Raw genomic sequence first — 24,211 nt, forward strand, 5'->3', positions numbered from 1 at the left:
GGAAGCGCGGCAACGCGTGCAGCTGACGAATACTAATCGGTCGAGGGCTTATCCTAAAAGCTTTCCGGAGGAAAGCTACTTCGGAAGCAATAACTTGGTCCCGGTAAACCCCCGGGGCACTCGATTCAGCTTCAACTCGATTCGTTTCGCATTCAGTTTTCAGGGAATAAAATCGTAAAAGTAGAGCCTTGTCCTTATTGGACTGGGCTTTTTTTGATGAGTGATGCAAAATAACCAAGCCCGGGCATCGGCCCGGGCTATTGAACATATAAAGAAGTGTCGCTTGCATTGATCTTCAGAACCCCCGGTTTCTTGGAACGCCGCAGCAAGAAAAAAATCAAATAGCGGGGAGTCAGAAACCAAACGTGGAGAGCAATCAAGGCTAACCACCGGTCGATGGATATCCAAGGGTATAAGCAGCAAATGACGGCGAGACCGATCCAAAGCAGCTGGTGGTGAATTCGCATAATGACCCTAAGAGGGAAATGCTGATTGGGCAGCAGACCGACCCATGGCAGGCGCCAGGCGTAAGACCAGGTGCCGCGCTGATCGGTACCCAGCAGCTTTAAGTACAGATTGGTTACGATGTCATACATGAGAGGCAGCAGCAGCAGTCCCCCCGCGATCCATAGCAGACTCCATGGAGAAACGGAAGTCGCCAGGAAGACAGCGCTCGGTATGGGCAAAATTCCGTAGAGCAGGAGCGGCAGCGGGCGGTGACGTACTTTTCTGATTAGTGTAAAGTTATAGATGGTCGAGTCTTTGTCCAGACGATGCAAACGAAAACCTCCTGACAAGACGGCTAGTCCGTCTTGCGATCAAGCAGGGTCAACCTGTCTCTTCTATTATATAGGGAACGTTGCGGATGGCAAAAGCATTTTCTTGAAGTTATCGAATAACGGAATCCAATTATTTTCTGACACCATTCGCCCAGAAGCAACATACCTTAATTCATAACCTTTGCAGGAAAATCGGAAAAATGTTATCTGAAATTGCTCCAGCTAGTTTACGAGAGTAGAAAATGTGGCATACTGGTAGAGAAAGGGCGGGTGGACCGAATGGAACAAGAAGAGACATTGACGAATCCATGTATCATATGCGATCAGCCGAAGCCATACGGGATCATGATCTGTTCCGAATTTATATGTGACGATTGCGAAGCGGAAATGGTCAAGACCGATGTATTGGACGCCAAATATCCATTCTTTATTCATCGTATGAACAAAATCTGGTATAAAATGAACGCCTAGCGCAGAAATATAAGCCAGGCGGTTCTATCGTTCGCATGCCGAACTTCAAGGTCTTCCTTCACGGAACAGGCCTTTTTTGCTTTTCCCGGAACGTTTCCTGTATTGTATAAGAGGAAGCAAGGATGGAGGGCATCGAATGGATCCGAACCATATGCCGCTGCTAGGGGCGTTATTGCGTCACAGCCGGCATCAGCATGCCGGGTTTCACGTACCCGGACATAAATCCGGGAAGGGCTTGCTGCCCGCAGCGGCCATTTTCCGGGAAGTGATGTCGATCGATTTGACCGAGATTACCGGTCTGGACGATTTGCACCACCCCGAGGGAGCGATTCGGGATGCGCAGCAACTGGCGGCTGCCTGTTTCGGAGCGGAGGAAACGTTCTTTCTCGTAAACGGAAGCACGGTAGGCAACTTGGCCGCCATTTTGTCTTTATGCGATCAGGGAGATACGCTGATCGTACAAAGAAATGTACATAAATCGGTTATTCACGGCCTGATGCTGGCCGGAGCCAAAGCCGTGTTTCTCTCCCCACGCTACGACCCGGCATCGGGGTTGCCCGCGGGGATAGGCACGGAACAAGTAGAACTTGCCCTGCAGCGTTATCCCGAAGCCAAAGGCGTTTTGATTACGAATCCTAATTATTATGGCATGGGAGTCGATATTCGAAAGCTGGCCGCATTAGCGCATGCGCATGGAAAGCCTTTACTCATTGACGAGGCTCACGGAGCCCACTACGGCTTTCATCCCGCCCTGCCCGATTCCGCTTTGGCTTGCGGGGCCGATCTGGTCGTCCAATCGACGCACAAAATGCTGGGCGCGATGACGATGGGAGCGATGCTGCACATCCGGGGTAGCCGAATCGATAGAGAGCGCGTTAGAAATCGGCTGTCTATGCTGCAAAGCTCCAGTCCATCGTATCCGATAATGGCTTCGCTTGATGCGAGCCGGTGTCTGCTCCAAACGGTAGGGAGAAGCTGGCTGGACCTAGGGCTCTCGGTGGTGGAACGATTCGAGAAGAGCCTTGAGCGGTGGCCGTGGTTTCGGGCCATATCCCGTGCGCCGACGGAGGCGTATGAGACGAAGGATCCGTTCAAGGTGGCGATTGCCGATGCGACGGCGACATTAAGCGGTTTTCAACTGAGAGATGAGTTAGAGCGGCGTGGAGTTATGACGGAAATGGCCGACCCTTGTCACGTGCTGCTGGTGTTCAGCTTCGCTTCGGAAACCCGGGACGCCGACATGCTCATTGGCGCGTTGGAGCACATTTCAGCCCGATTCGAATTGTCCGGCAAAGAAATCTCTCTCTCACCGGAGGTGGCGATGAAGAATGCCCCTTATCATAGCGGCGTGTCTGCCCCGGTTCCATTCCGGATGAATGCGCTGACGGCGACTAAGGAAACCCCTGTCTCCGAGGCTGCGGGTGAGATTGCTGCGGAAATGGTCATTCCATATCCCCCAGGCATTCCGGTTTTATATCCGGGAGAGCTTATAACGGAGCAAACAGTGCAAGACTTACGAGCATTGGCGGCGATGGGGGCGAAATTTCAAGGTGTGTCCGATCCGCTTTTTCGCAAAATTCGAGTATTCTTACATAAAAAGTAAGCAGGAAACGGGATTGGCTGCAGCGAATAGAACATTATGCCGATAACGATGCTGATAGGAGAACGATTGTGGCGTATACAGGATATTTTATAACGGTTGAGGGTGGAGAAGGAGCCGGGAAAACGTCGGCGATCCGCTCGATGGAGCGATTGCTTCAAGATCGCGGCTTCGATGTCGTTGTTACCCGCGAACCCGGCGGCATTGCGATAGCGGAACAAATCCGCGAGGTGATTCTGGACAAGCGCAATGTTGATATGGACGGAAGAACGGAGGCGCTTCTCTATGCGGCCGCCAGACGCCAACATCTCGTGCAGAAAGTAATACCGGCGCTCCAGGAAGGCAAGGCGGTACTATGCGACCGGTTTATTGACAGCAGCTTGGCCTACCAGGGGTACGCGCGCGGGCTTGGCATCGATGAAATTTTCGCCATGAACCGGTTCGCCATTCATGAGACGATGCCGGACTTGACCTTCTTTATGGACGTATCTCCACAAGTAGGACTTGCCCGAATTCACTCCAACCGGGACCGCGAGGTGAACCGGCTCGATCTGGAGGCAGTAGCTTTTCACGAGCGAGTCAGAACCGGATACTTGCAGCTGCTGGAGCGTTTTCCGGAACGGATCGTAAGAGTTGATGCGGAGCAGTCGGAGGAAGACGTGGTGCGTACTTTATCCGGAATATTGCTCGAGCGGCTGGAGCGCAGAATGGCGGAAGGGAACATTTGCAAGCGAAATGGTGTATAATAATAGCGAGGCCGATTATTGGGCTCTGCATGGAAATTAGCGGCACCTAAAGCCCGTGTAAACGTTTTCTTACAATTGTGGTATACTATATATCTACAGTGTTGCATCATAAACGATTAAGAGGAGGTATTGCTTATGAAGCTGGTAATCGCGGTAGTACAGGATAAAGACAGCAATCGTTTGTCCAATGCCCTTGTCAAGGAAGGATTCCGGGCGACGAAGCTGGCAAGCACCGGCGGGTTTCTGAAAGCCGGCAACACCACGTTTATGATCGGTATCGAGGATGAAAGAATACATGAAGTGTTCCACGTGATCAAGTCGAACTGTAAAGTCCGGGAGCAGCTCGTAACGCCCGTTTCGCCAATGGGAGGAACTACCGATTCTTACATTCCGTTTCCGGTTGAAGTTCAGGTTGGCGGCGCCGCCGTATTTGTCCTCCCGGTGGAACGATTCGAACATTTTTAAGCGAATCCCTACGATAAGGCAGGTTTAAGCGTCGTGAAAATCAATCCCGGCTGGCGCCCATTCGGCAAGCAGATCCAACTGACCGACAGCCCCGCTTCCCCTCCGGTTGCTTCGAAGAGCTTCTCGGACATGCTGAATCAGCAAGACGGCAAATCGGACGCGGAGCAGTTGAACCGTATGCTGCAGCAAATTCAGCTGCAGGGGGAACGGCTGAATAAATCGATGACGATCCGCGAGCTTCGGGCTTACAAAACACTGGTGAAGCAGTTTCTCGAGAAGACGGTTCGTAAAGGGATCGGAATCAAGGACACTACCGGGTGGGATCGCAGAGGCCGCGGAAAGCGGTATAAATTACTGGACGAAATTGATCGGCACCTGGTCGAAATGGCGGACGACATGCTCGAAACCGAAGAAGGGAAAATCGAGCTTCTGGGCAAAGTTGGCGAAATTCGCGGGCTGCTGATCAATTTGTTTTACTAGTATCGGAGTGAGCCAATATGAATTTTCAATCGATACCGGGACAGGAGCGTACGAAGCGGATGCTGCAAAACAGCTTGCGCACGGACAAACTGTCCCATGCCTATATATTCGCAGGTCCGCTTGGCAGCGGCCGGAAGGAAATGGCGAAAGCGCTCGTAGGGGCGCTGTTCTGCAGCCGGAATGCCGACGTAGCTTGCGGGGAATGTCTCGACTGCCGAAAGCTCGCCCACGGCAATCATCCCGATCTGTATTGGATCGAGCCGGACGGCGCCAGCATCAAGATCGACCAAATACGCGAGCTGCAGCAGCAGTTCGCGTATCGTTCGTCCTCTTCGGGAACGAAGGTATACGTGTTGAACGAGGCGGACCGCATGACCGTACAAGCCGCCAACAGCTTGCTGAAGTTTCTGGAAGAGCCCCAATCGCCCGCGATCGCCATTCTTATTACGGAGAACGGACAAGCCTTGCTGCCGACGATCCAGTCGCGCGCGCAATGGATGCACTTTATGCCGATTCCCCCCGAACAGATGAAACAAACGCTTCTCGCAGAAGGGCTGCCTCCGGAGCTGGTGCATGTCGCCGTACACTTGTCGGCCGGACTAGAAGCCGCGCGGGCGCTTATCCAAATAAATTGGTTTGCAGAAACGAGAAACGTGATGATACAATTAATGAAGGACGTGGCAGGTAAGCAGCCTTTTGTCGTCTCCGTCCAACAAAAGGTCGTCAAGTCCGAAGTGGCGGAGCATCTGGACATGTTGTTCGACATGATTATGTTGTGGTACAAAGACATGATTCATGTATCGTTCGGAAGAAAACAAAGCATCGTTTATATAGATCAGGCGGACTGGTTGGCCAAGCAGGCATTCACCCGGGACGCCGACGGTTGGATCCAGTGTATGGAACGCGCCGTGGAAGCACGGAAGCGGCTCCGGTCCAACGCGAACGCACAGCTTGTCCTGGAACAGTTTCTGATCAGCGTCAAATCTTAGTCCGGTATCGCTTACGAAGTAAACGTTGCATTCGCAACGTTCAGTGAAGCTTACGAAGTAAACGTTGCATTCGCAACGTTCAGTGAAGCTTACGAAGTAAACTTTGCTAACGCAAAGTTCTGTAGTGCTTACGAAGTAAACTTTGCTTACGCAAAGTTCTGAGGAGGGGAGCAAGTGTACAACGTCGTCGGAGTCCGTTTCAAAAAAGCGGGCAAAGTGTATTATTTCGATCCATCGGATCTTCCTATACAAAAAGAAGACGCGGTTATCGTGGAAACCGCCCGCGGTGTCGAATACGGGAAAGTAGTGATCGGAAAGCGTACCGTTGGCGAATCGGATGTAGTGCTTCCTCTGAAACGGGTCATCCGCGTCGCCGACCAAACCGACGCGAAGCTGGTCGATGACAACAAAAGCGCGGCCAAAGGCGCAATGGTTACGTGTCAGGACAAAATCAAGGAACACCAACTGAAGATGAAGCTGGTGGACGTGGAATATACGTTTGACCGCAACAAGATCATTTTTTATTTCACGGCCGAAGGCCGAATCGATTTTCGCGAGCTGGTGAAAGACTTGGCCGGCATATTCCGGACCCGCATCGAGCTGCGTCAGATCGGCGTGCGCGACGAAGCGAAAATGCTGGGCGGAATCGGCCCGTGCGGTCGCATCCTTTGCTGCTCGTCGTTTCTCGGCGATTTCGAGCCGGTGTCGATCAAAATGGCGAAAGACCAAAATTTGTCGCTCAATCCGACCAAAATATCGGGTCTGTGCGGCCGATTAATGTGCTGTCTGAAGTATGAGCACGATCAGTACGAAAGCGGTAAACAAGAAATGCCGAAAGTTGGAAGTGTCGTCATCACGTCTTTGGGTAACGGTAAAGTTATTGGCTTGCATGTGGAGAACCGCACGGTGAAAGTACAATTGTTCGATTCGGGCAAAGTCGAGGTAATGCCTTGTGACGATGTCGTGGAACACGATTAACCGATAGTTGGGCGCTGAGGTGCAGACGTGGAGAAAAAGGACCTGTTTACGCAAATGCATCAGTTGGAGGAGCAGGCGGGCGGCATTCATCAGGTTATCGGCTCATTGAAGCAGGAAGTCGTCCAGCTGTTGGAAGAAAACAAACGGCTCAGCATAGAAAATCAACAACTGCGAAAGCTGCTCCGGCGGGAAGCTTCCGAAGACGAGCCGTCTCAGGAGCAAACCGAGAAAACGGCCAAGGAGACTACGGCCGTCGGTGAAGGGTACGATAATTTGGCCAGGCTTTACCTCGAAGGCTTTCATATATGCAATGTACATTACGGACATTTGCGGACGGAGAAAGATTGTTTGTTCTGCCTATCGTTTTTGAATAAATAAGAACGGTCACGTAATTCGGCTGCAGGACGGGTAATTATGAGACTGTTCCTAAGTATCGGTAACCCTAAGTACCGTAGAGAGCGATTTCGGACGGCAGCGTACCAGTTGCCGGATGCGCTACTCTACGGTTTTTTCGCCCTTGACGGAGAGGAGATTCGCGGATTCATGGAACCGAACAATGGTTTGAAACCCGGGGAGCGGCTGGACGATTTGCTTACTCACGATTTGCGGATCATTCAAAGTGACGAGGTGTTCAGCTTCTCGCTCGACGCCGTACTGCTGGCCCGCTTCTGCAGCGTGCCGATTCGCGGGAGAATCGCTGATCTTTGCACGGGAAACGGTGTAATTCCGATACTGCTCTCTACGAGAACGAAGGCGGAAATCGTCGCGGTAGAAATTCAAGACCGTTTGGCCGATATGGCGAACCGCAATGTCGAGCTTAACGGATTAGCCGAACGAATTCGCATCGTGCATGGCGATTTGAAGCAAGCTCACGAGACGCTGGGTTATGGGAGATTCGATCTGATTACGGTCAATCCCCCTTATTTGCCCGTGACTTCAGGCGATCTGAAGACGAATCCGCACATTGCGGCTGCCCGTCATGAGCTACATTGCACGTTGGACGATGTGCTGGCCGCATGCAGCAGGCTTGTACGCACAGGCGGCAAAGTAGCGATGGTTCACCGTCCTTCTCGGCTGGTGGAAATTATCGGCGGAATGCAGAAGTATCGCCTGGAACCGAAGCGGATGCGATTCATCCATCCGCGCGAAGGGCAAGAAGCCAATATCGTGCTGATTGAAGCCGTGCGCGACGGGAAGCCGGAGCTTCGGCTGCTTCCGCCTTTGATCGTTCATGAAGGCGACCGGTATTGCCAGGAGCTGTTGGATGTTTATTACGGGCGAGCTGATCGGCTAAGTCCGGAGAATTCGGAATCGACCGCCGCTGCGTTTATCGCGGAGGAAGGATATTGACAGCCGGCTGCTTCTATAATGCAACAAGCGGAGGAGATCGAATTGGACGTTCAGGTTCAGAGAAGCTATGAGCAAAGAGAAGGGTTGGGCACGCTCTACCTCGTCGCTACACCGATCGGCAATTTGGAAGACATGACGTTTCGAAGCGTTCGCGTCTTGAAAGAAGTCCATTGCATAGCGGCAGAGGACACGAGGCAGACCCGGAAGCTGCTCACCCATTTCGACATTCAGACTCGGCTCGTCAGCTACCACGAGCACAACAAGCGCGCAAGCGGTCCGGAGCTCGTTCGGATGATGCGCGAAGGACAATCGATTGCCTTGGTGAGCGATGCGGGAATGCCCGCGATATCGGACCCCGGCTATGATCTTGTTAGGCTGGCGGTGGAAGCGAACGTTCCCGTCATACCTGTGCCGGGAGCCAATGCGGCTTTGTCCGCGTTGATCGTCTCCGGATTGCCTACGGAACGATTTCTATTCGCCGGTTTTTTGCCCCGGGACAAAAAGAAGCTGAAGGACGAGCTGGAACGGCTCGGTCGCGTTCCGGCCACTCTCATTTTCTACGAATCGCCGCATCGGATCGTGAAGACGCTTGAAGCGATGAAGGAGACGTGGACCGATGCGCCCGTGGCCGTCGTGCGCGAACTGACGAAACGATATGAAGAAATTGTAAGAGGAACCGTTACGGAATGCTTGGCGCTGCTTCAAACCCGGGAGACGATGGGGGAGTATTGTCTGGTCGTTGACCGGAACGGAGCGGAGTCTGCCGATTCACCCGGCGCAACAGGACCGTGGTGGGCGGAGCTTACGATCGGGGAGCATGTGGAACGATACGAGCGGGAAACCGGTGACCGGAAGGAAGCGATGAAGCGGGCGGCGGCCGACCGGAACGTCAGCAAGAGGGATATATATAACGCCTTGCTGTAAAATGGAAAAAAAGATCCCCATGCGCAACGCCATCACATTACGCTTGGGGATTACAGAGGAGATATATAAAGGTTAGAATTAACTTCGTTATAATCCTATTATAACCTATAATTCCGATTTTGTCTTTTAATTTGTCATAGAATTATAAATTTCTGCTAACTCGGCCAAACATTCTTTGCTGATCATCTTTCCTTTGAAGTAGACGAGGTTGTCAGCATTACCCGTGAAGATGCAGGCAGGCTCGTATTTCTTGAGCATGATCCGCTCACCGTCTACGTAAATTTCCAACGCGTCCTTCTCCCCGATTCCCAGAGTACGGCGAAGTTCTATTGGAATCACGACACGCCCGAGTTCGTCGACTTTTCGGACAATACCAGTGGATTTCATCATGTGTTGTTCTCCTCTCCATTCTTTCGTCATTATTCGACAAGGTTTTCGACTATAATCATACCAACCATTCCCATAATAGTCAACCGGATTTCAGGCGTTTGGAAGTCGTTTCGCGCGCGTGAATTTTTGTGAAGAGGTTCAAAAGGGTTGATAACATTGGGTTCTTGCTGAATGGGGTTTCGATTCTGTATACATAATACCATATTATGCGTATGAAAAATAGGGTTGTCTATCAATGGATTTGGAAGAGAAAAACGAATATAATTCGACAATATATAAGGCATTATGTCGAAAGTCGACGGCGTTTGGAGGCGGGCTGTCGAAAGGCAGACGTCAACTTTGATGCGGCTGTTTTTGCGCGGTTGGTATATACTAGAAAAGAGAGGAGGGTTGGGTATGGCCAGGCTGCTGATGGAAGAAAAGGTGTTCAAAGATCCTGTTCATAAATACATTTACGTGCAGGACGAAACGATCTGGAATTTGATCAATACGAAAGAGTTTCAAAGGCTTCGCCGCATCCGCCAGCTGGGCACATCCTTCATGACGTTTCATGGCGCCGAGCATAGCCGGTTCTCCCATTCCCTCGGCGTATATGAGGTGGCCCGCCGGATTATTTCGCAATTCGAACGAAACCGTTACGACGACTGGCCGAGCGAAGAACGGCTGCTGTGCCTCTGCTCGGCTCTTCTACACGATATCGGACACGGTCCCTTCTCTCACTCGGTGGAGAAGGTGTTCGGCACCCATCATGAAGATTGGACATGCAGGCTGGTGCTGGGAGATACCGAAGTGAATCGGGTATTAACCGAGGCCGATCCGGAATTGCCGCAGAAAGTGTCTGATGTCATCTGCAAATCGTACGGCAAAGAAATCGTTGTCGGGCTGATCTCAAGCCAGCTGGATGCGGACCGGATGGATTATTTGCTTCGGGATGCCTATTATACGGGCGTACATTACGGAACATTCGATCTGGAGCGAATATTGCGCGTCATTCGGCCGCACAAAGGCCATATCGTCGTCAAAGAAAGCGGTATGCACGCAGTCGAAGATTATTTGATGTCGCGTTATCAAATGTACTGGCAAGTCTATTTCCATCCCGTTACCCGCAGTTCGGAAATCGTGCTGCGCAAAATATTCGAGAGAGCGAAGCGTCTTCACACCGATCGGTATGCATTTCAATTTTTGATGGGGCCGCTAGTCGGATTGCTCGACAATGAGATGACGATTGAAGATTACTTGACGCTCGACGAATCGTATGTCCAGATGACGATCATGCAGTGGAGCAAGGAGAGAGATCCGATTTTGTCCGATCTGTGCGCCCGGTTTTTGAACAGAAGGCTGTTCAAATATGCGGCGCTGGACGATATCAACGAGGCGATGGAGCACGAGCTTCGGGCTGGGCTGCTTGCCTGCGGCATCGATCCGGAATATTATTTGGAGATCGATTATTTGACCGAGCTTCCTTACGATGTGTATCGTGCCGGCGACGAAGAAGAGAGCTTGCCGATTTGGCTGCTGGACGGGCGGAACGAGCTTGTGGAAATTTCCCGCAAGTCGGACATCATCCGCTCGATCGGCAGCATACATGGGGGCAAGCATCATATTTATTTCCCGGCTGAGCTCGTCAGGAATGCGGAATCTTGTCTGTCGCCGGAGATGCGTCGTCTTCTTGGTTTGGACGAGCGATAAAAGTTCTCGGGATTCACTTACGGAGGTAAAAATTAAATGCTTACGGATACGCATACGCATTTGAATGCCCGGCAATTCGACGAGGACCGGGAGGAAGTGATCGCGCGCGCGTTGGAAAACGGGGTCAGCCGGATCATCAATATCGGCTTTAATCGGGAGACGATCCCGACTTCGATCGAATTGACCGAGAAGTACGACTTTATATATTCGGCGGTCGGATGGCATCCCCAGGATGCGATTCACATGAAGGCCGACGATCTCGATTGGATTGAGGAGCTGTGCGCCAAGGACAAAGTGGTCGCGATCGGAGAAATCGGACTGGATTATTATTGGGACACCTCTCCGAAAGACGTACAGCATCGGGTATTCCGCGAACAAATCCGGTCGGCCCGCCGGCTGGGAATGCCGATCGCCATCCATAACCGGGACGCCCATCACGATGTCTTGCAGCTGCTGAGGGAAGAGAAGGCGGAAGATGTCGGCGGAGTGATGCACTGCTACTCGGGCAGCTGGGAGACGGCCAAGATGTGTCTTGACATGAATTTCTACATCTCGTTCGGGGGGCCGATAACGTTCAAAAACGCCAAACAGCCGAAAGAAGTGCTGGCTCAAGTGCCGATGGAGCGGCTGCTGATTGAGACGGACGCCCCTTATTTGACCCCGCATCCTTACCGCGGCAAGCGCAATGAGACAAGCTACGTCCGCCTGGTTGCCGAGGCTGCGGCGGAAATCAAAGGGGTTTCTTTCGAAGAAATCGCCGCTATCACATCGGAGAATGCAACCCGATTGTTTCGGTTGCCAAAGGCTCCGAATTGATATAAATTTTAACGAAATTTGAAAAATCCCCGCCAAACTCCCGCTCGCAGGCCATTGCGACAACGGATGATTGGCGGGGATTTCCACAATGCGTGGAGCGATTCAATTCTTACGCCGTGCTCGGAAAGCATAAGCGAGCGCCAAGCCGAACAGCGGAAGAAGGAGCAGCCAAGGCGTAAATACCGAAGGCCGGAACATCGGCAGAGCGAGCAGGACGACTTGGACAAGCTGGGCGGTGTAAGCGATCCGGGCCGCAGAGACGTGGCGGAGCGCAGCCTGAATCGGATACAGGGCGGGCCAGACGGAATGACGGTGAAATCGTCCCAGCGCGGACAGCTGCACATTCGTAATCAGCTGAAACAGCGCGTAAACGGCCGCGAAGAGGAGCGGGCTGCCGACGACCAGCAAAATCGCCAAAGCTACTGCCGTCAAGCGCATCGTTATGCCGAACAGCTCCGATCTCAGCAAGGTCAGAGCGTACAAATAGCGAAAGGCGTTATCTTTGCGGAACGGGACAAGATTAGCCAGGCCGGATAACTTTTTTCGGGATTTTACGCGATTCGGCAATTCCTGTACATCCACGAACCAGTTAAAGAAAAGCAGCAAAGTCGTATTGTGCCCCGCCTCCTTGGTCCGTAAGTAAGGCCAGTTAACCGGCACCCTCCGCGACGAGCGGGCCCAAACGCTCATGATGGCGAATGCGGCAAGAACAAGGAGAGAGGCGGCAAAGCTGCCGTACCGATACAGCACGTAAGCGATAATGCCGGTGAGGAGCCAGCGCACGGAACGGAACAAGAGGCGATAGCCGGCTCTGACAAACGTGCTCTCCGTCCACGCGCCCAGCAGATTGGCGAATTTGATAGCCAAGGCGAACAAGAGCAGGACGATGTACGAAACGGCTTCGCTGCCAAAGCCGTGTCGATAAATAGGCATGCTCGACGAAACAGCGAAAACGATGGCGAATGCTTGCGTAACGAAGCTGTACAGCATAGCTCGCCGAAAATAAGTTCCCATCTTGGCTTCCATCGGAAGCAGGAAGACAAGGTCGGCTTCGCGAAGAAGCGTGCGAATCGGACTGACCGCGAGAAAAGGCAGCAGCCAGCAGGTGATGATGAGCGCATGAGGAAACGTTTCCGGTATGCGCGCAAGCGCTTTGCCGTACATATACGACGAGGCGATGAACAAGGCGATCAGAAACAGAAAAAAACCGCTTTGTCCAGCATATACGGTATATCGCGAAACGGTCTTCAAGTGTGCCGACAGACGTTCCTTCCATAACCGCGCTGCCGGATTCATGTCGCGCCGCCTTTCACGATCGTGTAGAACAGATCGTCGAGCGTCGTTTCGGGGGCTCCTCCGACTGCGGCCCGCATCTCGGGCAGCGTTCCTTTCGCCGCTATTCGACCCCGGTGAAGGACGACAAACCGGTCGCAGTATGTCTCAAGTGTCGACAAAATATGGGAGCTGATCAAGAAGGCGGCGCCGCTTTTTTTTCGCTCCACCATCAGATCGAGGAGCGACCGGATGCCGAGCGGATCGAGTCCGAGGAACGGCTCGTCGATCACATACAACGGCGGTTCGACAAGAAAAGCGTTCATGATCATTACTTTTTGCCGCATGCCTTTCGACAGCGTCTGAGGAAACGAATCGAGCTTGTCGATCATGTCGAATTGCCCGGCCAGAGCGGCGGCGCGGCGTTCGAACTGCGCGGAGTCGAGTCCGTACGCCATGGCCGTCATGCGAAGATGCTCGCGGATCGTTAATTCCTCGTATAATTCGGGCGCTTCGGGCACATAGGCGAACGAGCCGCGATAGCGGTCGCTATCGTCGCCTGCTTGAATGCCCATAACTCGCACATGACCTTCCTGGGGCGTCAGCAATCCCAGTATGTGTTTGATTGTCGTGCTTTTTCCGGCTCCGTTCAATCCGATCAGCCCGACCATTTCCCCCGGATTGATCGATAATTCGAGCTCGCGAATGACCGGGCGGTTCCAAATATAGCCCCCGGACAGCTTGCTGATCGTAAGTATCGGCTCCATCTTTTTCCTCCAGCCAAGGTTCGCATTTCCAGTCCATCATACCATTTTCGTCCGAAAAATCGCATCTTTGGGCGGGTGATTTTAACAAAACTCATTCAAAGAGGCAGCCATAGAAGGTTTAGACGAAGAGAAACAGCGATTTGTTGCACAAAAAAAGTGAAATATCACACATTTTTCGGGTTTTCGCTAAAATACCGGCTTTTCACCCTCTTTACAGGTTTTTCATAAGGCTTTAATATTACGATCATAATGATTCGAAACTGCATACCGCCATCGACTTTACTATCGCTGAGTTTCCGTAAGGGAAACGGGGGAACCAAGTTCATGGGGTGAATTTCGCGGCAAGCCGTCTGAAGCGGCTTATGTGCGAATAGGGCGACTCTCGCGTCCGAACCCGTCAGCTAACCTCGTAAGCGTGAAGAGAGAGGCACGATTGTCGGGCAATGATGCCGCCATCACTTGGATGAGCATTGAATTTACGCCGCGAGAAGAGTACCTCTTCATTGCGGCTTTTATTTTCGAATAATTTGGAATTATTCGAAAATAATTCTTATACGGTCTACTTGGACAGACGCAGTCGTATATTATAGCCCTGAACATGCTGCAGCAAGATGGCACAGAGCACGAATCATCACCAAAACCAACCAGGTCGCGTCAATCCAGTCATGCGTAACACTCGACGGCGAGAACTGATGAAGGAGGACCGCAGAAGTGGGCGATATTCCAGGCGGAGACACCCATGTAAAACGATCATCCAGCATGTCTTTCGCAATGCGATGGAAGCATGAAAACTTGCGTTTGATCTCAATAGGCGCTTTGTTTTCGATCGTGATGGCAGTTATGTTTGTATTGCTCGTACAAGGTACGGCAATTAAAAAAGTGTCGTTGTTCGTCAACGGCGAAGAAAAACAGATCCAGACAAAACAGTCGACACTGTCCGCTCTCCTCGAGGAGCAGCAAATTCCCGTAAGCGAGCACGACAGGGTGTCCGCGGGACTCAAAACGAAATTAAAGCATGGCGATAGATTCGCCATTAATCATGTGGTACCCGTTCAGGTGACGGCCGACGGCAAGACGGAGACGCGCTATACGGTAGCCAAGACGGTAGCGGGGGCTCTCCAGGACTTGAATGTCGAGCTTGGAGAATTGGATAAATTGACGCCGGCCTTGGAGGAAGAGGTCGCGGCCAATACGCCGATCCAAATCGTACGGGTGCAGAAGCAGTTGGAGGATCAGACCGAAGCGATCCCGTTCGATACGGTGAAGCAGAACGATCCGAATTTGCTCAAGGGCAAGGAGCAGGTCGTTGCCGAAGGCAAGGAAGGCATTCTCGCCAAAAAGATCGAGAAAGTGTTCGAGGATGGCCAGCTTGTCGCGGAAAATGTGGTGGACTTGAAGGTCGAGCAGGAAAGCATCAGCCGTATCGTTGCTCTCGGCACGAAAAATCCGGTTGTAGTCTTATCCGCATCTTCTCCGGATATTGACGAGGTATCGAAGGGCGATGTTAAGTTCGCCTACAAACAAATCCTGAATAACGTCTCGTTGACGGCATACTCCATCGATGTCGCCTCCACGGGCAAATCGAGCGATCATCCGCAGTACGGGATTACGTCCTCCGGAGCTCGGGTGAGCGAAGGTCGCACGATCGCGGTCGATCCGAAGGTTATCCCGATCGGCTGGTGGGTATATATCGAAGGGATTGGTCTGCGCCGGGCGGAAGATACCGGAAGCGGTGTCAAAGGCAATATGATCGACGTTTATTTCGAGAACCCCGATTATGCCAAACGTTTCGGCCTGAAGCGTGGCTATAAAGTATACATTATCGGCAAAGAAAAACCGTCGATGAATTAATCGTTCCATTTTTGCGGCGTACCATTCATTACCCGTTATCCATTTGATTGTAACAGCTTCATTCGGTATTATTTAAATATAAGCTACCCAAACGAAAGAAGAGGCGGAGCCCTCTTCTTTTTGTTCGTACAACGAAAGGAAACAAGAATATGATCCGAGAAATCATTGTCGTCGAAGGCCGGGACGATACGGTCGCCATTCGCCGGGCCGTGGAAGCGGAGACGATCGAGACGGGCGGCTCCGCGATCAACGAGGACATCTTGCAGCGCATCGCGCTTGCGCAGAAGCGCCGCGGGGTTATAATCTTTACCGATCCCGACCATGCGGGAGAGCGTATCCGCAAAATCATTTCCGCCAGAGTGCCCGGATGCAAGCATGCATTTCTCACGCAGGAGGAGGCGACGCGGAAGGCGGACATCGGCGTAGAGAACGCGTCCAGGGAAGCTATCGTAAAGGCGCTCGGGAATGTGCGCACCGAGATGGAGCAGGACGCGGGACAGCAGCCCGAGGTCACGATGGAAGATTTGATGGCCACAGGGCTGCTCGTCCATCCGCAGGCGGCCGCCCGCAGGCTCGAGATGGGCAAGCTGCTCGGGATCGGGTACTGCAACGGCAAACAATTTTACAAGCGCTGCCGGATGTTTCGCATCGGGCGGGAAGAATTCGCCAAGGCGTATGGGCAGATGACCGCCGCCTTGCGGGAAGACGGTGACCAGTTATGAGCGACGTTCGAGTTTCCGATGTGGCCAGCCCGAAACGGACGAAAGAGATCATTCAGAAGCATGGATTTACGCTGAAAAAAAGTTTGGGGCAAAACTTTTTGACCGACGCCAACATTTTGCACAATATCGCTTCGGCCGCCAAGCTGGACTCCTCCAAAGGGGCTCTCGAGATCGGACCCGGGATCGGGGCGCTGACCCAGCAGCTCGCCAAGGCGGCGGGCAAAGTCGTCGCGGTCGAAATCGACGCCAGGCTGCTGCCGATTCTCGAGGAAACGCTGCAGCCGTATCCGCATGCATCGGTCGTGCACGGCGACGTGCTCAAGCTCGATTTGCGGAAGCTGTGGCACGATCATTTCACCGGATGCTCGAAGGTGAGTGTCGTAGCCAATTTGCCGTATTACGTAACGACTCCGATTATCATGAAGCTGTTGGAGGAGAAGCTTCCTCTCGAGCATATCGTAGTCATGATCCAGCGGGAAGTCGCCGACCGGATGTCGGCCAAGCCGGGGGGTAAAGAATACGGAAGTCTGAGCATAGCGGTGCAGTATTATGCCGAGCCCGATATAGTGGCCATCGTACCACCCTCGGTATTCATTCCTCAGCCGAATGTCGATTCGGCCGTCATCAGGCTGAAGCTGAGGGAAACTCCGCCCGTTCGCGTCGAGGATGAGAGCTTCTTCTTCGAGGTCGTGCAGGCATGCTTCGCTCAGCGGCGGAAGACGATATCGAACAATTTGCTTGCCGGCCTCTTTGGCAAAGCGGAAAAGCCCGCAATGGAGGCGATACTGGCCGAGTGCGGCATCGAGGCGTCCCGGCGGGGAGAGACGCTCAGCATCGCGGAATATGCGAGTTTGGCGAACGCCATTTGGCTGTACCGCAAACAACAACGGCAATAGGCACCAAACGCCCACAACGCCCATAAGATAGTCGAGGAGGCGATTGTGGTATGAAGCAAGGAGAACTGGTCGTTCGAAAGTCCTACGGCGGCGACGTCATTTTTAAGATCGACGCGATCGAAGCGAGGCGCGCGGTATTGAAAGGCGTCGACTTCCGGCTGCTGGCCGATTCGCCCGTTTCGGATTTGCAGCTCGTTCAAGACGCTCGGCCGCTGCAGCAGCACTACTCGCAAATGAAAGTGAATGAATCGCTGCGCGAGCTGGCGCGCTTTAGGCTATGGCAGCGGGAGAAGCAGCAGACGGAGCTCGGCGGTGCGGATCATGTGTCCCATTCGTATTTCGAGCTGCCCGGGAAAGTGCTGCACTTGGACGGGGATCCGACTTATTTGCGCAAAAGCATGGCTTTATACGGAGAGTTTCGCGTTCCGGCGGAAGGATACTTTGTATCGGAGTCGAACATGACGCAAGCTTTGTACCGGCTGCTGCCCCAAGTAAGGCCGGATATATTGGTTATAACGGGTCATGACGGGATTCTGAAACATTTGAAGGACCGTGACATCAGCAGCCTGAACAGCTATAAAAACTCGCACAATTTCGTAAACGCCATCCATATGGCGCGCCAATTCGACCGCAACCTGGATTCGCTGACGATCATCGCGGGTGCTTGCCAATCGCATTTCGAGGCGCTGCTGAAAGCGGGAGCGAACTTCGCAAGCTCCCCAGCCCGTGTCCTGATCCATGCGCTTGACCCGTCCTGCGTCGCCATCAAAAATGCGTTCACTCCGGCGAGAGAAACGGTGAATATCGCCGACGTGATCCGCAACACGATCAGCGGGTTTGACGGCCTCGGAGGCATCGAGACGCGAGGAAGCTACAGGCTCGGCTTGCCGAAGCTGAAGATGCCTGCAACGAACTTTGGCGCCGCAACGTAAGGCTCTAATTCGGGGAAATGAATCGCATATCCGTTCCCAAAAAAGTACCGAAAGGTGCTTTTTTTGTTTTTATCGACCAAAATGGATAAAACTTGAACATATTGCGAATGTTAAAAGAGAAATTGGGCTCAAAAAGCGGTAAATCCCGATAGAAAAGGCATTGACAATAACTTTGTTTCACTGATATAATATTTGTTTTGCCTTGACATCTTTCGCTGGATCTTGTATAATAGACAAGGAAAGAGGTGGTAGTTGACAATGGCTAAAAATGCGCTGTTGGAAATCAAACGCAGTTTGGAAGCCCATGTCGGGCAGAAGATCATGTTGCGGGCAAACGGGGGCCGTAGGAAAACGATCGAACGCTCCGGAGTGTTGGAAGAAACCTACCCTTCTGTCTTTATTGTCAAGCTGGACCAGGACCATCACGCGTTCAAGCGGGTGTCTTACAGCTATGCGGACATTTTGACCGAATCGGTCGAAGTGACCGTATGTCAGGACGAAGGACAAGTCCGTATCACCTATATTCAACATTAACATGACGTGTAACCGGCGGCGAAACGAATCGTTTCGCCGCTTTTTTTGCATACTACGGATAGTCCCGCAACTTAAAGGAGGTTGGATGCGATGAGTCGTCGAAGACGCGGTATCATGTCGGAGCAATTCAAGGACGAGCTTGCCAAAGACCTGGGGTTCTACAATACGGTCCAACAGGAAGGCTGGGGAGGCATCAAGGCGAAAGACGCCGGAAATATGGTGAAACGCGCCATTCAGCTCGCAGAGCAGCAGCTGGCGAATCAAACTCCCCGCCGGTAAAGGATTGAAGCTTCTTCTCATGAGACTTTCCCGGCAGCCTTAGCTAAAGCGGTCCAACTGCTTTAGCTTTTCTTTTGACCGTTTGATATAATATGGAAAGCTATCGCTTCGGTAAAGGTTGTGGGCTATGAAAATATACGAGAAGGCACCGGCGAAAATCAATCTGCTTCTGGACGTATTGCGCAAAAGGGACGACGGCTACCACGAGGTCGAAATGGTAATGACCATGATCGATTTGGCGGACCGTCTCGAGATGCAGGAGCTTCCGCGCGACACGATCATCATCGCAAGCCAAGCGGGCTACATCCCGTTGGACGAGAAAAATTTGGCGTTTCAAGCGGCCAAGCTGATTAAAGAACGCTATGACGTCCGAAGCGGCGTCTATATTCATCTGGATAAGCGCATTCCGGTAGCGGCCGGACTTGCTGGAGGAAGCAGCGATGCGGCAGCCGCTCTGCGCGGCTTGAATCGGCTCTGGAGGCTGAATATCCCTACCGAGGAGCTGCAAACGCTCGGCGCTGAGCTCGGCTCCGACGTGCCGTTCTGCGTGACGGGCGGGACGGCGGTCGCTCGGGGGCGGGGGGAGAAGCTGGAGCCAATTGAAGGACCTCCGCAGTGCTGGGTCATTTTGGCCAAGCCCCCGATTCACGTCTCGACACAGGAAATATACGGCCGGCTTCACGCTCCGTCCATCGAGCGCCATCCGTCTGCGGCGGACATGCTCCGGGCGATCCGCGAGAAGCGGTTTGCCGATATGTGCGCCGCGATGGGCAACGTGCTGGAGGATGTGACGATCCGGCATTATCCGGAAGTGAGACAAATCAAGGAATGCATGCTGCGGCTCGGGGCGGACGGGGCGATGATGTCCGGCAGCGGACCTACCGTGTTCGGACTCGTGCAGAAGCAGTCGAAGGTGGCCCGCATTTATAACGGACTTCGCGGGTTTTGCAAAGATGTGTACGCGGTTCGTCTTTTGCCGTAATTTGTTGCGAAAAACCGTATGAAAGTGATATATTTTGTGTATATTATTCGGAAATTTTGCGGTAGTGGGGGGAGAGGCGCGTGAAAAAATTGAAGCGAAGTGCCAGATTGGTGGAAATGACGCAATATTTGTTGTTCCGCCCCCACACGCTAATACCGCTTACCGTATTCGCGGAACGGTACGCGTCCGCCAAGTCGTCGATCAGCGAAGATTTGGCCATCATCAAGGAAGTATTCGAAGAGGAAGGACTCGGCGACCTTCATACGCTGGCCGGAGCGGCCGGCGGCGTCAAGTTCGCTCCGAAAATATCCAAGACGGCGGCGCTCGACATTTTGGAAGAAATCCGGCACGAGCTCGAGCAGCCCGACCGGGTGCTGCCAGGCGGCTACTTGTATATGAGCGATATGCTCGGACACCCGAGCCTCGTCAACAAGATCGGCAAAATGTTTGCAACCGCCTTCGCGGACAAGCCTCTGGACGTCGTCATGACGGTGGAGACGAAAGGCATTCCGCTCGCCTATGCGACCGCTTCGTTTCTGAATTTGCCGGTAGTGATCGTGAGGCGGGATAACCGGGTGACGGAAGGCTCGGCTGTCAGCATCAACTACGTGTCCGGCTCGACCAAGCGGATCTCGACGATGTCGCTTGGCCGCAGAGCGCTCAAGGAGCAGTCGAATGTCCTGATCGTCGACGATTTCATGCGCGCGGGTGGAACGATTCAAGGAATGATCGATCTGCTGCGGGAATTCCGGGCGACAGTACAGGGAGTAGGCGTATTCGTAGAGTCCGCCGAGGTCGACGAGCATCTGATCGAGGATTACGTATCGGTCGCCAAGCTGACAAGCGTAGATCCGAAAACGAAACAAATTTCGGTGCTGCCGGGCAGTTATTTCAACTGAAGCCGGGGCAGCCATAAAACAATGAAACGGGGTATCGCAAGTGAACATTGAAATCGTATCCACGACCAAAGCTCCTGCCGCAATCGGTCCTTATTCGCAAGCGGTTACGCTCGGCGATCTGATCTTCACCTCCGGGCAAATTCCGCTCGATGAGAACGGCCAGCTGGTGGAAGGCGGCATCGAGGAACAGACCCATCAAGTATTCCGGAACTTGTCCGCAGTGCTGGAGGCGGCGGGCTCAACTTTTGCGAATGTAGTCAAAGCGACGGTGTTTATCAAAGATATGAATCAATTCGCGGCCGTCAATCAAATATATGCTTCGTACTTCGGGGACCATAAGCCGGCACGCTCCACCGTTGAAGTGGCGCGCCTTCCGAGAGATGTTCTTGTCGAAATCGAACTGATTGCGACGAAAGTTGTCGAAAAAGTTTAAATAGAAAATTAAATTTTAAAAAAAACGATTTTTTCGGAAAAATCTAGGAGGAATCAGCTCTGTGATGTGGAAGTATACACCAAGTCTCGCATAGTCCAAAGGTGGTGAACACAATTGCAGATTACTGATGTACGTCTTCGCCGGGTGAATTCCGAGGGGAGAATGAAAGCGATTGCTTCCATAACGATTGACAACGAATTTGTCGTTCACGACATTCGCGTCATCGATGGAAACAACGGGATGTTCGTCGCGATGCCGAGCAAGAGAACGCCGGATGGCGAGTTCCGCGACATTGCGCATCCGATTTCTTCCACAACTCGCGAAAAAATCCAAGCGGCCGTCTTGGCTGAGTACGAGCGGGTTTCCAGCGAGGAAGAAGTTATCGAAGAAGGAGCCTGAGATCATGCGACGGTGAAGGGAGCCGGACTTTCGGCTCTCTTTTCTTTTTGCTACAATTGCGATATATTCGGTAAGGAATCTAGCTTTGGGAGGTTGAAACGAATGCGGATGCTAGGGATTGTGCTTGCCGCCGGGCAAGGCAAACGGATGAAATCGAAGCTGTACAAGGTGCTTCATCCGGTATGCGGCAAACCGATGGTAGGTCACGTGCTCGATGTGCTGGATTCGGTCCGGGTTGATCGGAAGGTGGTAATCGTCGGTCATGGTGCGGAGGAAGTGAAGAGCTATGTTGGCGATCGCGCGGAGTTTGCCCTGCAAGCCGAGCAGCTAGGTACGGGTCATGCCGTACTGATGGCCAAACCGCTGCTGGAGCAGGAAGAAGGCGTCACGGTCGTTATTTGCGGAGATACGCCGCTGATCCGGTCGGACTCGCTGGAAACGATGATTCGTCTTCACCGGGAGCAAGGAGCGGCTGCAACGCTCATGAGCGCCGAGCTCGGCGTCCCTCAAGGATACGGGCGCATCGTCCGCAACGAGCAGGGGCACGTGGTGCGCATCGTGGAGCAGAAAGATTGTTCCCCCGATCAGGATGCCATCCGGGAAATCAACGCAGGCACTTATTGTTTCGATAACCGCAAGCTGTTCGCCGCCTTGGCGAAAGTGAAGAACGATAACGCCCAGAAGGAATACTACTTCACCGATGTAGTCGGTATTTTGCGCGAGCAGGGCGAGACCGTGCTGGCCTATTGCACGAATGACGAATCCGAGTGGATCGGCGTGAACGATCGCGTCGCTTTGTCGGAAGCGGAAAAATATATGCGGGAGCGCATCAACCGTAAGCATATGACGAACGGGGTAACGATTGTGGACCCCGCCAATACGTATATCGAGAAAGACGTTGAGATTGGCGCGGACACCGTCCTGCATCCGGGAACGATTCTGCGCGGGAAGACTGTAGTCGGGGAAGATTGCGTCATCGGCCCGAACTGCGAATTGACGGATACGGCAGTAGCTGCCGGAGTTCAGATCAAACATTCCGTCCTATCGGAAGCCGATGTAGGGCAAGGCTGCACCGTAGGGCCGTTCGCTTATTTGCGTCCCGGAGCGAAGCTGGCCGGCAACGTCAAAATCGGCGATTTCGTTGAAATCAAGAATGCCTTCCTGGACGAGGGGGCAAAAGTATCGCACTTGAGCTATATCGGCGACGCTCATGTCGGCAAAAACGTCAACGTCGGCTGCGGCGCGATCACCGTCAATTATGACGGGTTCAACAAGCATAAAACCGTTATCGGCGACGATGCTTTCATCGGCAGCAATGTGAACTTGGTAGCGCCGGTGACGATCGGGAAGGGCGCGTTCGTGGTGGCCGGTTCGACCATTACGATAGATGTAGCGGAGAACGATATGGCGATCGCCAGGGAGCGGCAGGATAATAAACCGGGCTATGCCGAGAAGCTTCGCGCCAGATTTAAAGCGGCTAAAGAAAACAAGTCCAAATAAATACGAATTGGGTAAAGGCTCCTAGCATGTTTCGATCCTCCTCAAGATGGGTAAGTTAAACAAGACCAGCCATTTTGTCAGGAGGTATTTCGAACATGGAATTGACATTGAAAGCGGAAAGCCGCAATGGCAGCGCAACGAAATCCGACTTAAAAAAAATGCGGGAGCGCGGCAAAATACCGGCTGTCGTATACGGCAAAAAAGTAGCGAGCACTCCGATATCCGTGGATGAGAAGCAGCTGGTGGCACTGCTGAAGCAAAATCCGCATGCCATCATCCAGATGGATATTCCAGATGCCGGGAAGCAACCGGTCATGATTACCGGTACACAGCGAGACAGCATTCAGCGGAGCTTGCTGCACATCGATTTCCATCAGATCAATATGGACGAACCGATCCGGGCGACAGTAGGTCTCGAGTTTACGGGCGAATCGCCTGCCCAGCGGGAAGGCGGAGTGCTGACGGCATTGCTGCACGAGGTCGAGGTGCGCTGTCTGCCCGAGCATTTGCCGAGCGCGATTGCGGTTGACATTAGCGGTCTCGAGCTGGGAGGGAGCTTCCTAGCCAAAGATTTGCAGCTTCCTCCCGAGGTCGAGTTAAAGACGGACGATAATGCCGTATTGGCCACGATACTCGTTCCGCAGAAGGCGACCGAGGAAGCCGAAGAAGCGGCCAACGAGGCGAAAGATGCCGAATCGGCGGAAGAAGCCGTCAAGCAGGACTGACGGCTTCCCGGCCAAGGCAAAGGGTTACGTTCCGTATACGGACGCGTAACCCTTCTTTTGTTTCCCGAAAATTGCAGTTATACTGCTATGGATGGGCATTCCGGCGCCGAATCAATAACCCGGACGGGATATAAACGTGTACAAGCCCCGATTGTAATAAGTGCTGTTTACTTTGATGAACGATTGGGTGACGCGTTCCACGTAGCCGATATCTCGGTGAAGCTGCTCCAAATAAATTTGCACGGGCACTTGATGTTCGATATGATCTTGGAAATGGTGGTCTTCAGAAATAGGATCGCCGTTGGAATACATAGTTCCGCCCTCGCTCGTCTTGAATTTTGAT

At 52.8% G+C, this 24,211-nt stretch carries 29 protein-coding genes and 1 riboswitch; of the genes, 24 read left to right on the forward strand and 5 right to left on the reverse strand.

Translation table 11 applies throughout. The features are described 5' to 3' along the window. Positions 1 to 257: 257 nt before the first annotated feature. Positions 258 to 779 carry a hypothetical protein gene (locus tag FE783_RS32615; protein WP_138883589.1) on the reverse strand — a complete coding sequence of 174 codons (522 nt, stop codon included), beginning with the start codon at positions 777 to 779 and terminating at the stop codon, positions 258 to 260. Positions 780 to 1,058: 279 nt separating this feature from the next. Here FE783_RS32615 and FE783_RS32620 point away from each other — a divergent pair, with 279 nt between their 5' ends. From FE783_RS32620 to rsmI, 10 genes are all read left to right on the forward strand, one after another. Beyond that, positions 1,059 to 1,250, forward strand: coding sequence for a sigma factor G inhibitor Gin (locus FE783_RS32620; protein ID WP_138883590.1), 192 nt, complete (start codon positions 1,059 to 1,061; stop codon positions 1,248 to 1,250). Positions 1,251 to 1,386: 136 nt separating this feature from the next. Further along, the gene (locus FE783_RS32625; RefSeq protein ID WP_138883591.1) at positions 1,387 to 2,853 is read left to right on the forward strand and encodes an aminotransferase class I/II-fold pyridoxal phosphate-dependent enzyme; all 1,467 of its coding nucleotides are present in this window, start codon (positions 1,387 to 1,389) and stop codon (positions 2,851 to 2,853) included. Positions 2,854 to 2,921: 68 nt separating this feature from the next. Then, positions 2,922 to 3,596: a dTMP kinase gene (gene tmk, locus FE783_RS32630; protein ID WP_138883592.1), complete on the forward strand. Its 675-nt coding sequence runs from the start codon at positions 2,922 to 2,924 to the stop codon at positions 3,594 to 3,596. A gap of 135 nt (positions 3,597 to 3,731) precedes the next feature. After that, positions 3,732 to 4,061: a cyclic-di-AMP receptor gene (locus FE783_RS32635; protein ID WP_138883593.1), complete on the forward strand. Its 330-nt coding sequence runs from the start codon at positions 3,732 to 3,734 to the stop codon at positions 4,059 to 4,061. A gap of 33 nt (positions 4,062 to 4,094) precedes the next feature. Further along, on the forward strand, positions 4,095 to 4,541 hold the full coding sequence (locus FE783_RS32640; protein ID WP_138883594.1) for a YaaR family protein: 447 nt from the start codon (positions 4,095 to 4,097) through the stop codon (positions 4,539 to 4,541). Positions 4,542 to 4,558: 17 nt separating this feature from the next. Further along, on the forward strand, positions 4,559 to 5,530 hold the full coding sequence (holB, locus tag FE783_RS32645) for a DNA polymerase III subunit delta' (protein WP_138883595.1): 972 nt from the start codon (positions 4,559 to 4,561) through the stop codon (positions 5,528 to 5,530). Positions 5,531 to 5,704: 174 nt separating this feature from the next. Then, the gene (locus FE783_RS32650; RefSeq protein WP_138883596.1) at positions 5,705 to 6,508 is read left to right on the forward strand and encodes a PSP1 domain-containing protein; all 804 of its coding nucleotides are present in this window, start codon (positions 5,705 to 5,707) and stop codon (positions 6,506 to 6,508) included. A 27-nt stretch (positions 6,509 to 6,535) separates the two neighbouring features. Further along, complete coding sequence (gene yabA / locus FE783_RS32655) at positions 6,536 to 6,886, forward strand: DNA replication initiation control protein YabA (protein ID WP_138883597.1); 351 nt, start codon at positions 6,536 to 6,538, stop codon at positions 6,884 to 6,886. A gap of 165 nt (positions 6,887 to 7,051) precedes the next feature. After that, positions 7,052 to 7,858: a tRNA1(Val) (adenine(37)-N6)-methyltransferase gene (locus FE783_RS32660; RefSeq protein WP_138883598.1), complete on the forward strand. Its 807-nt coding sequence runs from the start codon at positions 7,052 to 7,054 to the stop codon at positions 7,856 to 7,858. Between the two features lie 18 nt (positions 7,859 to 7,876). After that, positions 7,877 to 8,782, forward strand: a complete 906-nt coding sequence (gene rsmI, locus FE783_RS32665) for a 16S rRNA (cytidine(1402)-2'-O)-methyltransferase (protein WP_138883599.1) — start codon at positions 7,877 to 7,879, stop codon at positions 8,780 to 8,782. 126 nt (positions 8,783 to 8,908) lie between these two features. Here rsmI and FE783_RS32670 read toward each other — a convergent pair whose 3' ends face one another. Next, positions 8,909 to 9,172, reverse strand: a complete 264-nt coding sequence (locus FE783_RS32670; protein WP_120751344.1) for an AbrB/MazE/SpoVT family DNA-binding domain-containing protein — start codon at positions 9,170 to 9,172, stop codon at positions 8,909 to 8,911. 396 nt (positions 9,173 to 9,568) lie between these two features. On the opposite strand from FE783_RS32670, the gene FE783_RS32675 reads away from it, so the two are divergent. Both FE783_RS32675 and FE783_RS32680 read left to right on the forward strand, forming a co-directional pair. Then, positions 9,569 to 10,861, forward strand: coding sequence for an HD domain-containing protein (locus FE783_RS32675; protein ID WP_138883600.1), 1,293 nt, complete (start codon positions 9,569 to 9,571; stop codon positions 10,859 to 10,861). 36 nt (positions 10,862 to 10,897) lie between these two features. Further along, positions 10,898 to 11,677: a TatD family hydrolase gene (locus FE783_RS32680; RefSeq protein ID WP_138883601.1), complete on the forward strand. Its 780-nt coding sequence runs from the start codon at positions 10,898 to 10,900 to the stop codon at positions 11,675 to 11,677. A 102-nt stretch (positions 11,678 to 11,779) separates the two neighbouring features. Here FE783_RS32680 and FE783_RS32685 read toward each other — a convergent pair whose 3' ends face one another. Together FE783_RS32685 and FE783_RS32690 are read right to left on the reverse strand one after the other, a co-directional pair. After that, the gene (locus tag FE783_RS32685; RefSeq protein WP_138883602.1) at positions 11,780 to 12,973 is read right to left on the reverse strand and encodes an ABC transporter permease; all 1,194 of its coding nucleotides are present in this window, start codon (positions 12,971 to 12,973) and stop codon (positions 11,780 to 11,782) included. Next, positions 12,970 to 13,716: an ABC transporter ATP-binding protein gene (locus tag FE783_RS32690; protein WP_138883603.1), complete on the reverse strand. Its 747-nt coding sequence runs from the start codon at positions 13,714 to 13,716 to the stop codon at positions 12,970 to 12,972. Before FE783_RS32690 ends, FE783_RS32685 begins: the two co-directional genes overlap by 4 nt. A 276-nt stretch (positions 13,717 to 13,992) precedes the next feature. Then, positions 13,993 to 14,146, forward strand: a riboswitch (cyclic di-AMP (ydaO/yuaA leader). Between the two features lie 281 nt (positions 14,147 to 14,427). Between FE783_RS32690 and FE783_RS32695 the strand changes: the two genes are divergently transcribed. From FE783_RS32695 to FE783_RS32750, 12 genes are all read left to right on the forward strand, one after another. Further along, a complete protein-coding gene (locus tag FE783_RS32695; protein WP_338015929.1) occupies positions 14,428 to 15,567 on the forward strand; it encodes a ubiquitin-like domain-containing protein in 1,140 nt (379 codons plus the stop codon). A gap of 149 nt (positions 15,568 to 15,716) precedes the next feature. Further along, a complete protein-coding gene (rnmV, locus tag FE783_RS32700) occupies positions 15,717 to 16,289 on the forward strand; it encodes a ribonuclease M5 (RefSeq protein ID WP_138883604.1) in 573 nt (190 codons plus the stop codon). Then, positions 16,286 to 17,185 carry a 16S rRNA (adenine(1518)-N(6)/adenine(1519)-N(6))-dimethyltransferase RsmA gene (gene rsmA, locus FE783_RS32705; RefSeq protein WP_138883605.1) on the forward strand — a complete coding sequence of 300 codons (900 nt, stop codon included), beginning with the start codon at positions 16,286 to 16,288 and terminating at the stop codon, positions 17,183 to 17,185. Before rnmV ends, rsmA begins: the two co-directional genes overlap by 4 nt. A gap of 50 nt (positions 17,186 to 17,235) precedes the next feature. Then, a complete protein-coding gene (yabG, locus tag FE783_RS32710) occupies positions 17,236 to 18,117 on the forward strand; it encodes a sporulation peptidase YabG (RefSeq protein ID WP_138883606.1) in 882 nt (293 codons plus the stop codon). Positions 18,118 to 18,375: 258 nt separating this feature from the next. Beyond that, positions 18,376 to 18,651, forward strand: coding sequence for a biofilm formation stimulator Veg (gene veg / locus FE783_RS32715; RefSeq protein ID WP_138883607.1), 276 nt, complete (start codon positions 18,376 to 18,378; stop codon positions 18,649 to 18,651). 90 nt (positions 18,652 to 18,741) lie between these two features. Further along, positions 18,742 to 18,930 (forward strand): small, acid-soluble spore protein, alpha/beta type, encoded by a 189-nt coding sequence (locus FE783_RS32720; RefSeq protein WP_138883608.1) that lies wholly within the window; start codon positions 18,742 to 18,744, stop codon positions 18,928 to 18,930. A 127-nt stretch (positions 18,931 to 19,057) separates the two neighbouring features. Continuing rightward, positions 19,058 to 19,912, forward strand: coding sequence for a 4-(cytidine 5'-diphospho)-2-C-methyl-D-erythritol kinase (ispE, locus tag FE783_RS32725; protein ID WP_138883609.1), 855 nt, complete (start codon positions 19,058 to 19,060; stop codon positions 19,910 to 19,912). A gap of 80 nt (positions 19,913 to 19,992) precedes the next feature. Further along, positions 19,993 to 20,811, forward strand: a complete 819-nt coding sequence (gene purR, locus FE783_RS32730; protein WP_138883610.1) for a pur operon repressor — start codon at positions 19,993 to 19,995, stop codon at positions 20,809 to 20,811. 46 nt (positions 20,812 to 20,857) lie between these two features. After that, positions 20,858 to 21,244 (forward strand): RidA family protein, encoded by a 387-nt coding sequence (locus tag FE783_RS32735; protein ID WP_138883655.1) that lies wholly within the window; start codon positions 20,858 to 20,860, stop codon positions 21,242 to 21,244. Positions 21,245 to 21,358: 114 nt separating this feature from the next. Continuing rightward, positions 21,359 to 21,643, forward strand: a complete 285-nt coding sequence (gene spoVG / locus FE783_RS32740; RefSeq protein ID WP_138883611.1) for a septation regulator SpoVG — start codon at positions 21,359 to 21,361, stop codon at positions 21,641 to 21,643. 102 nt (positions 21,644 to 21,745) lie between these two features. Beyond that, on the forward strand, positions 21,746 to 23,143 hold the full coding sequence (gene glmU, locus FE783_RS32745; protein ID WP_138883612.1) for a bifunctional UDP-N-acetylglucosamine diphosphorylase/glucosamine-1-phosphate N-acetyltransferase GlmU: 1,398 nt from the start codon (positions 21,746 to 21,748) through the stop codon (positions 23,141 to 23,143). Positions 23,144 to 23,238: 95 nt separating this feature from the next. Continuing rightward, the gene (locus FE783_RS32750) at positions 23,239 to 23,868 is read left to right on the forward strand and encodes a 50S ribosomal protein L25 (protein ID WP_138883613.1); all 630 of its coding nucleotides are present in this window, start codon (positions 23,239 to 23,241) and stop codon (positions 23,866 to 23,868) included. A 111-nt stretch (positions 23,869 to 23,979) separates the two neighbouring features. On the opposite strand, the gene FE783_RS32755 is transcribed toward FE783_RS32750, so the two are convergent. Then, positions 23,980 to 24,180 (reverse strand): hypothetical protein, encoded by a 201-nt coding sequence (locus FE783_RS32755; RefSeq protein WP_138883614.1) that lies wholly within the window; start codon positions 24,178 to 24,180, stop codon positions 23,980 to 23,982. Positions 24,181 to 24,211: the final 31 nt, after the last annotated feature.

Source organism: Paenibacillus mesophilus, from assembly GCF_005938385.1.
In the GTDB taxonomy this organism is placed as follows: Bacteria; Bacillota; Bacilli; order Paenibacillales; family NBRC-103111; genus Paenibacillus_AB; species Paenibacillus_AB mesophilus.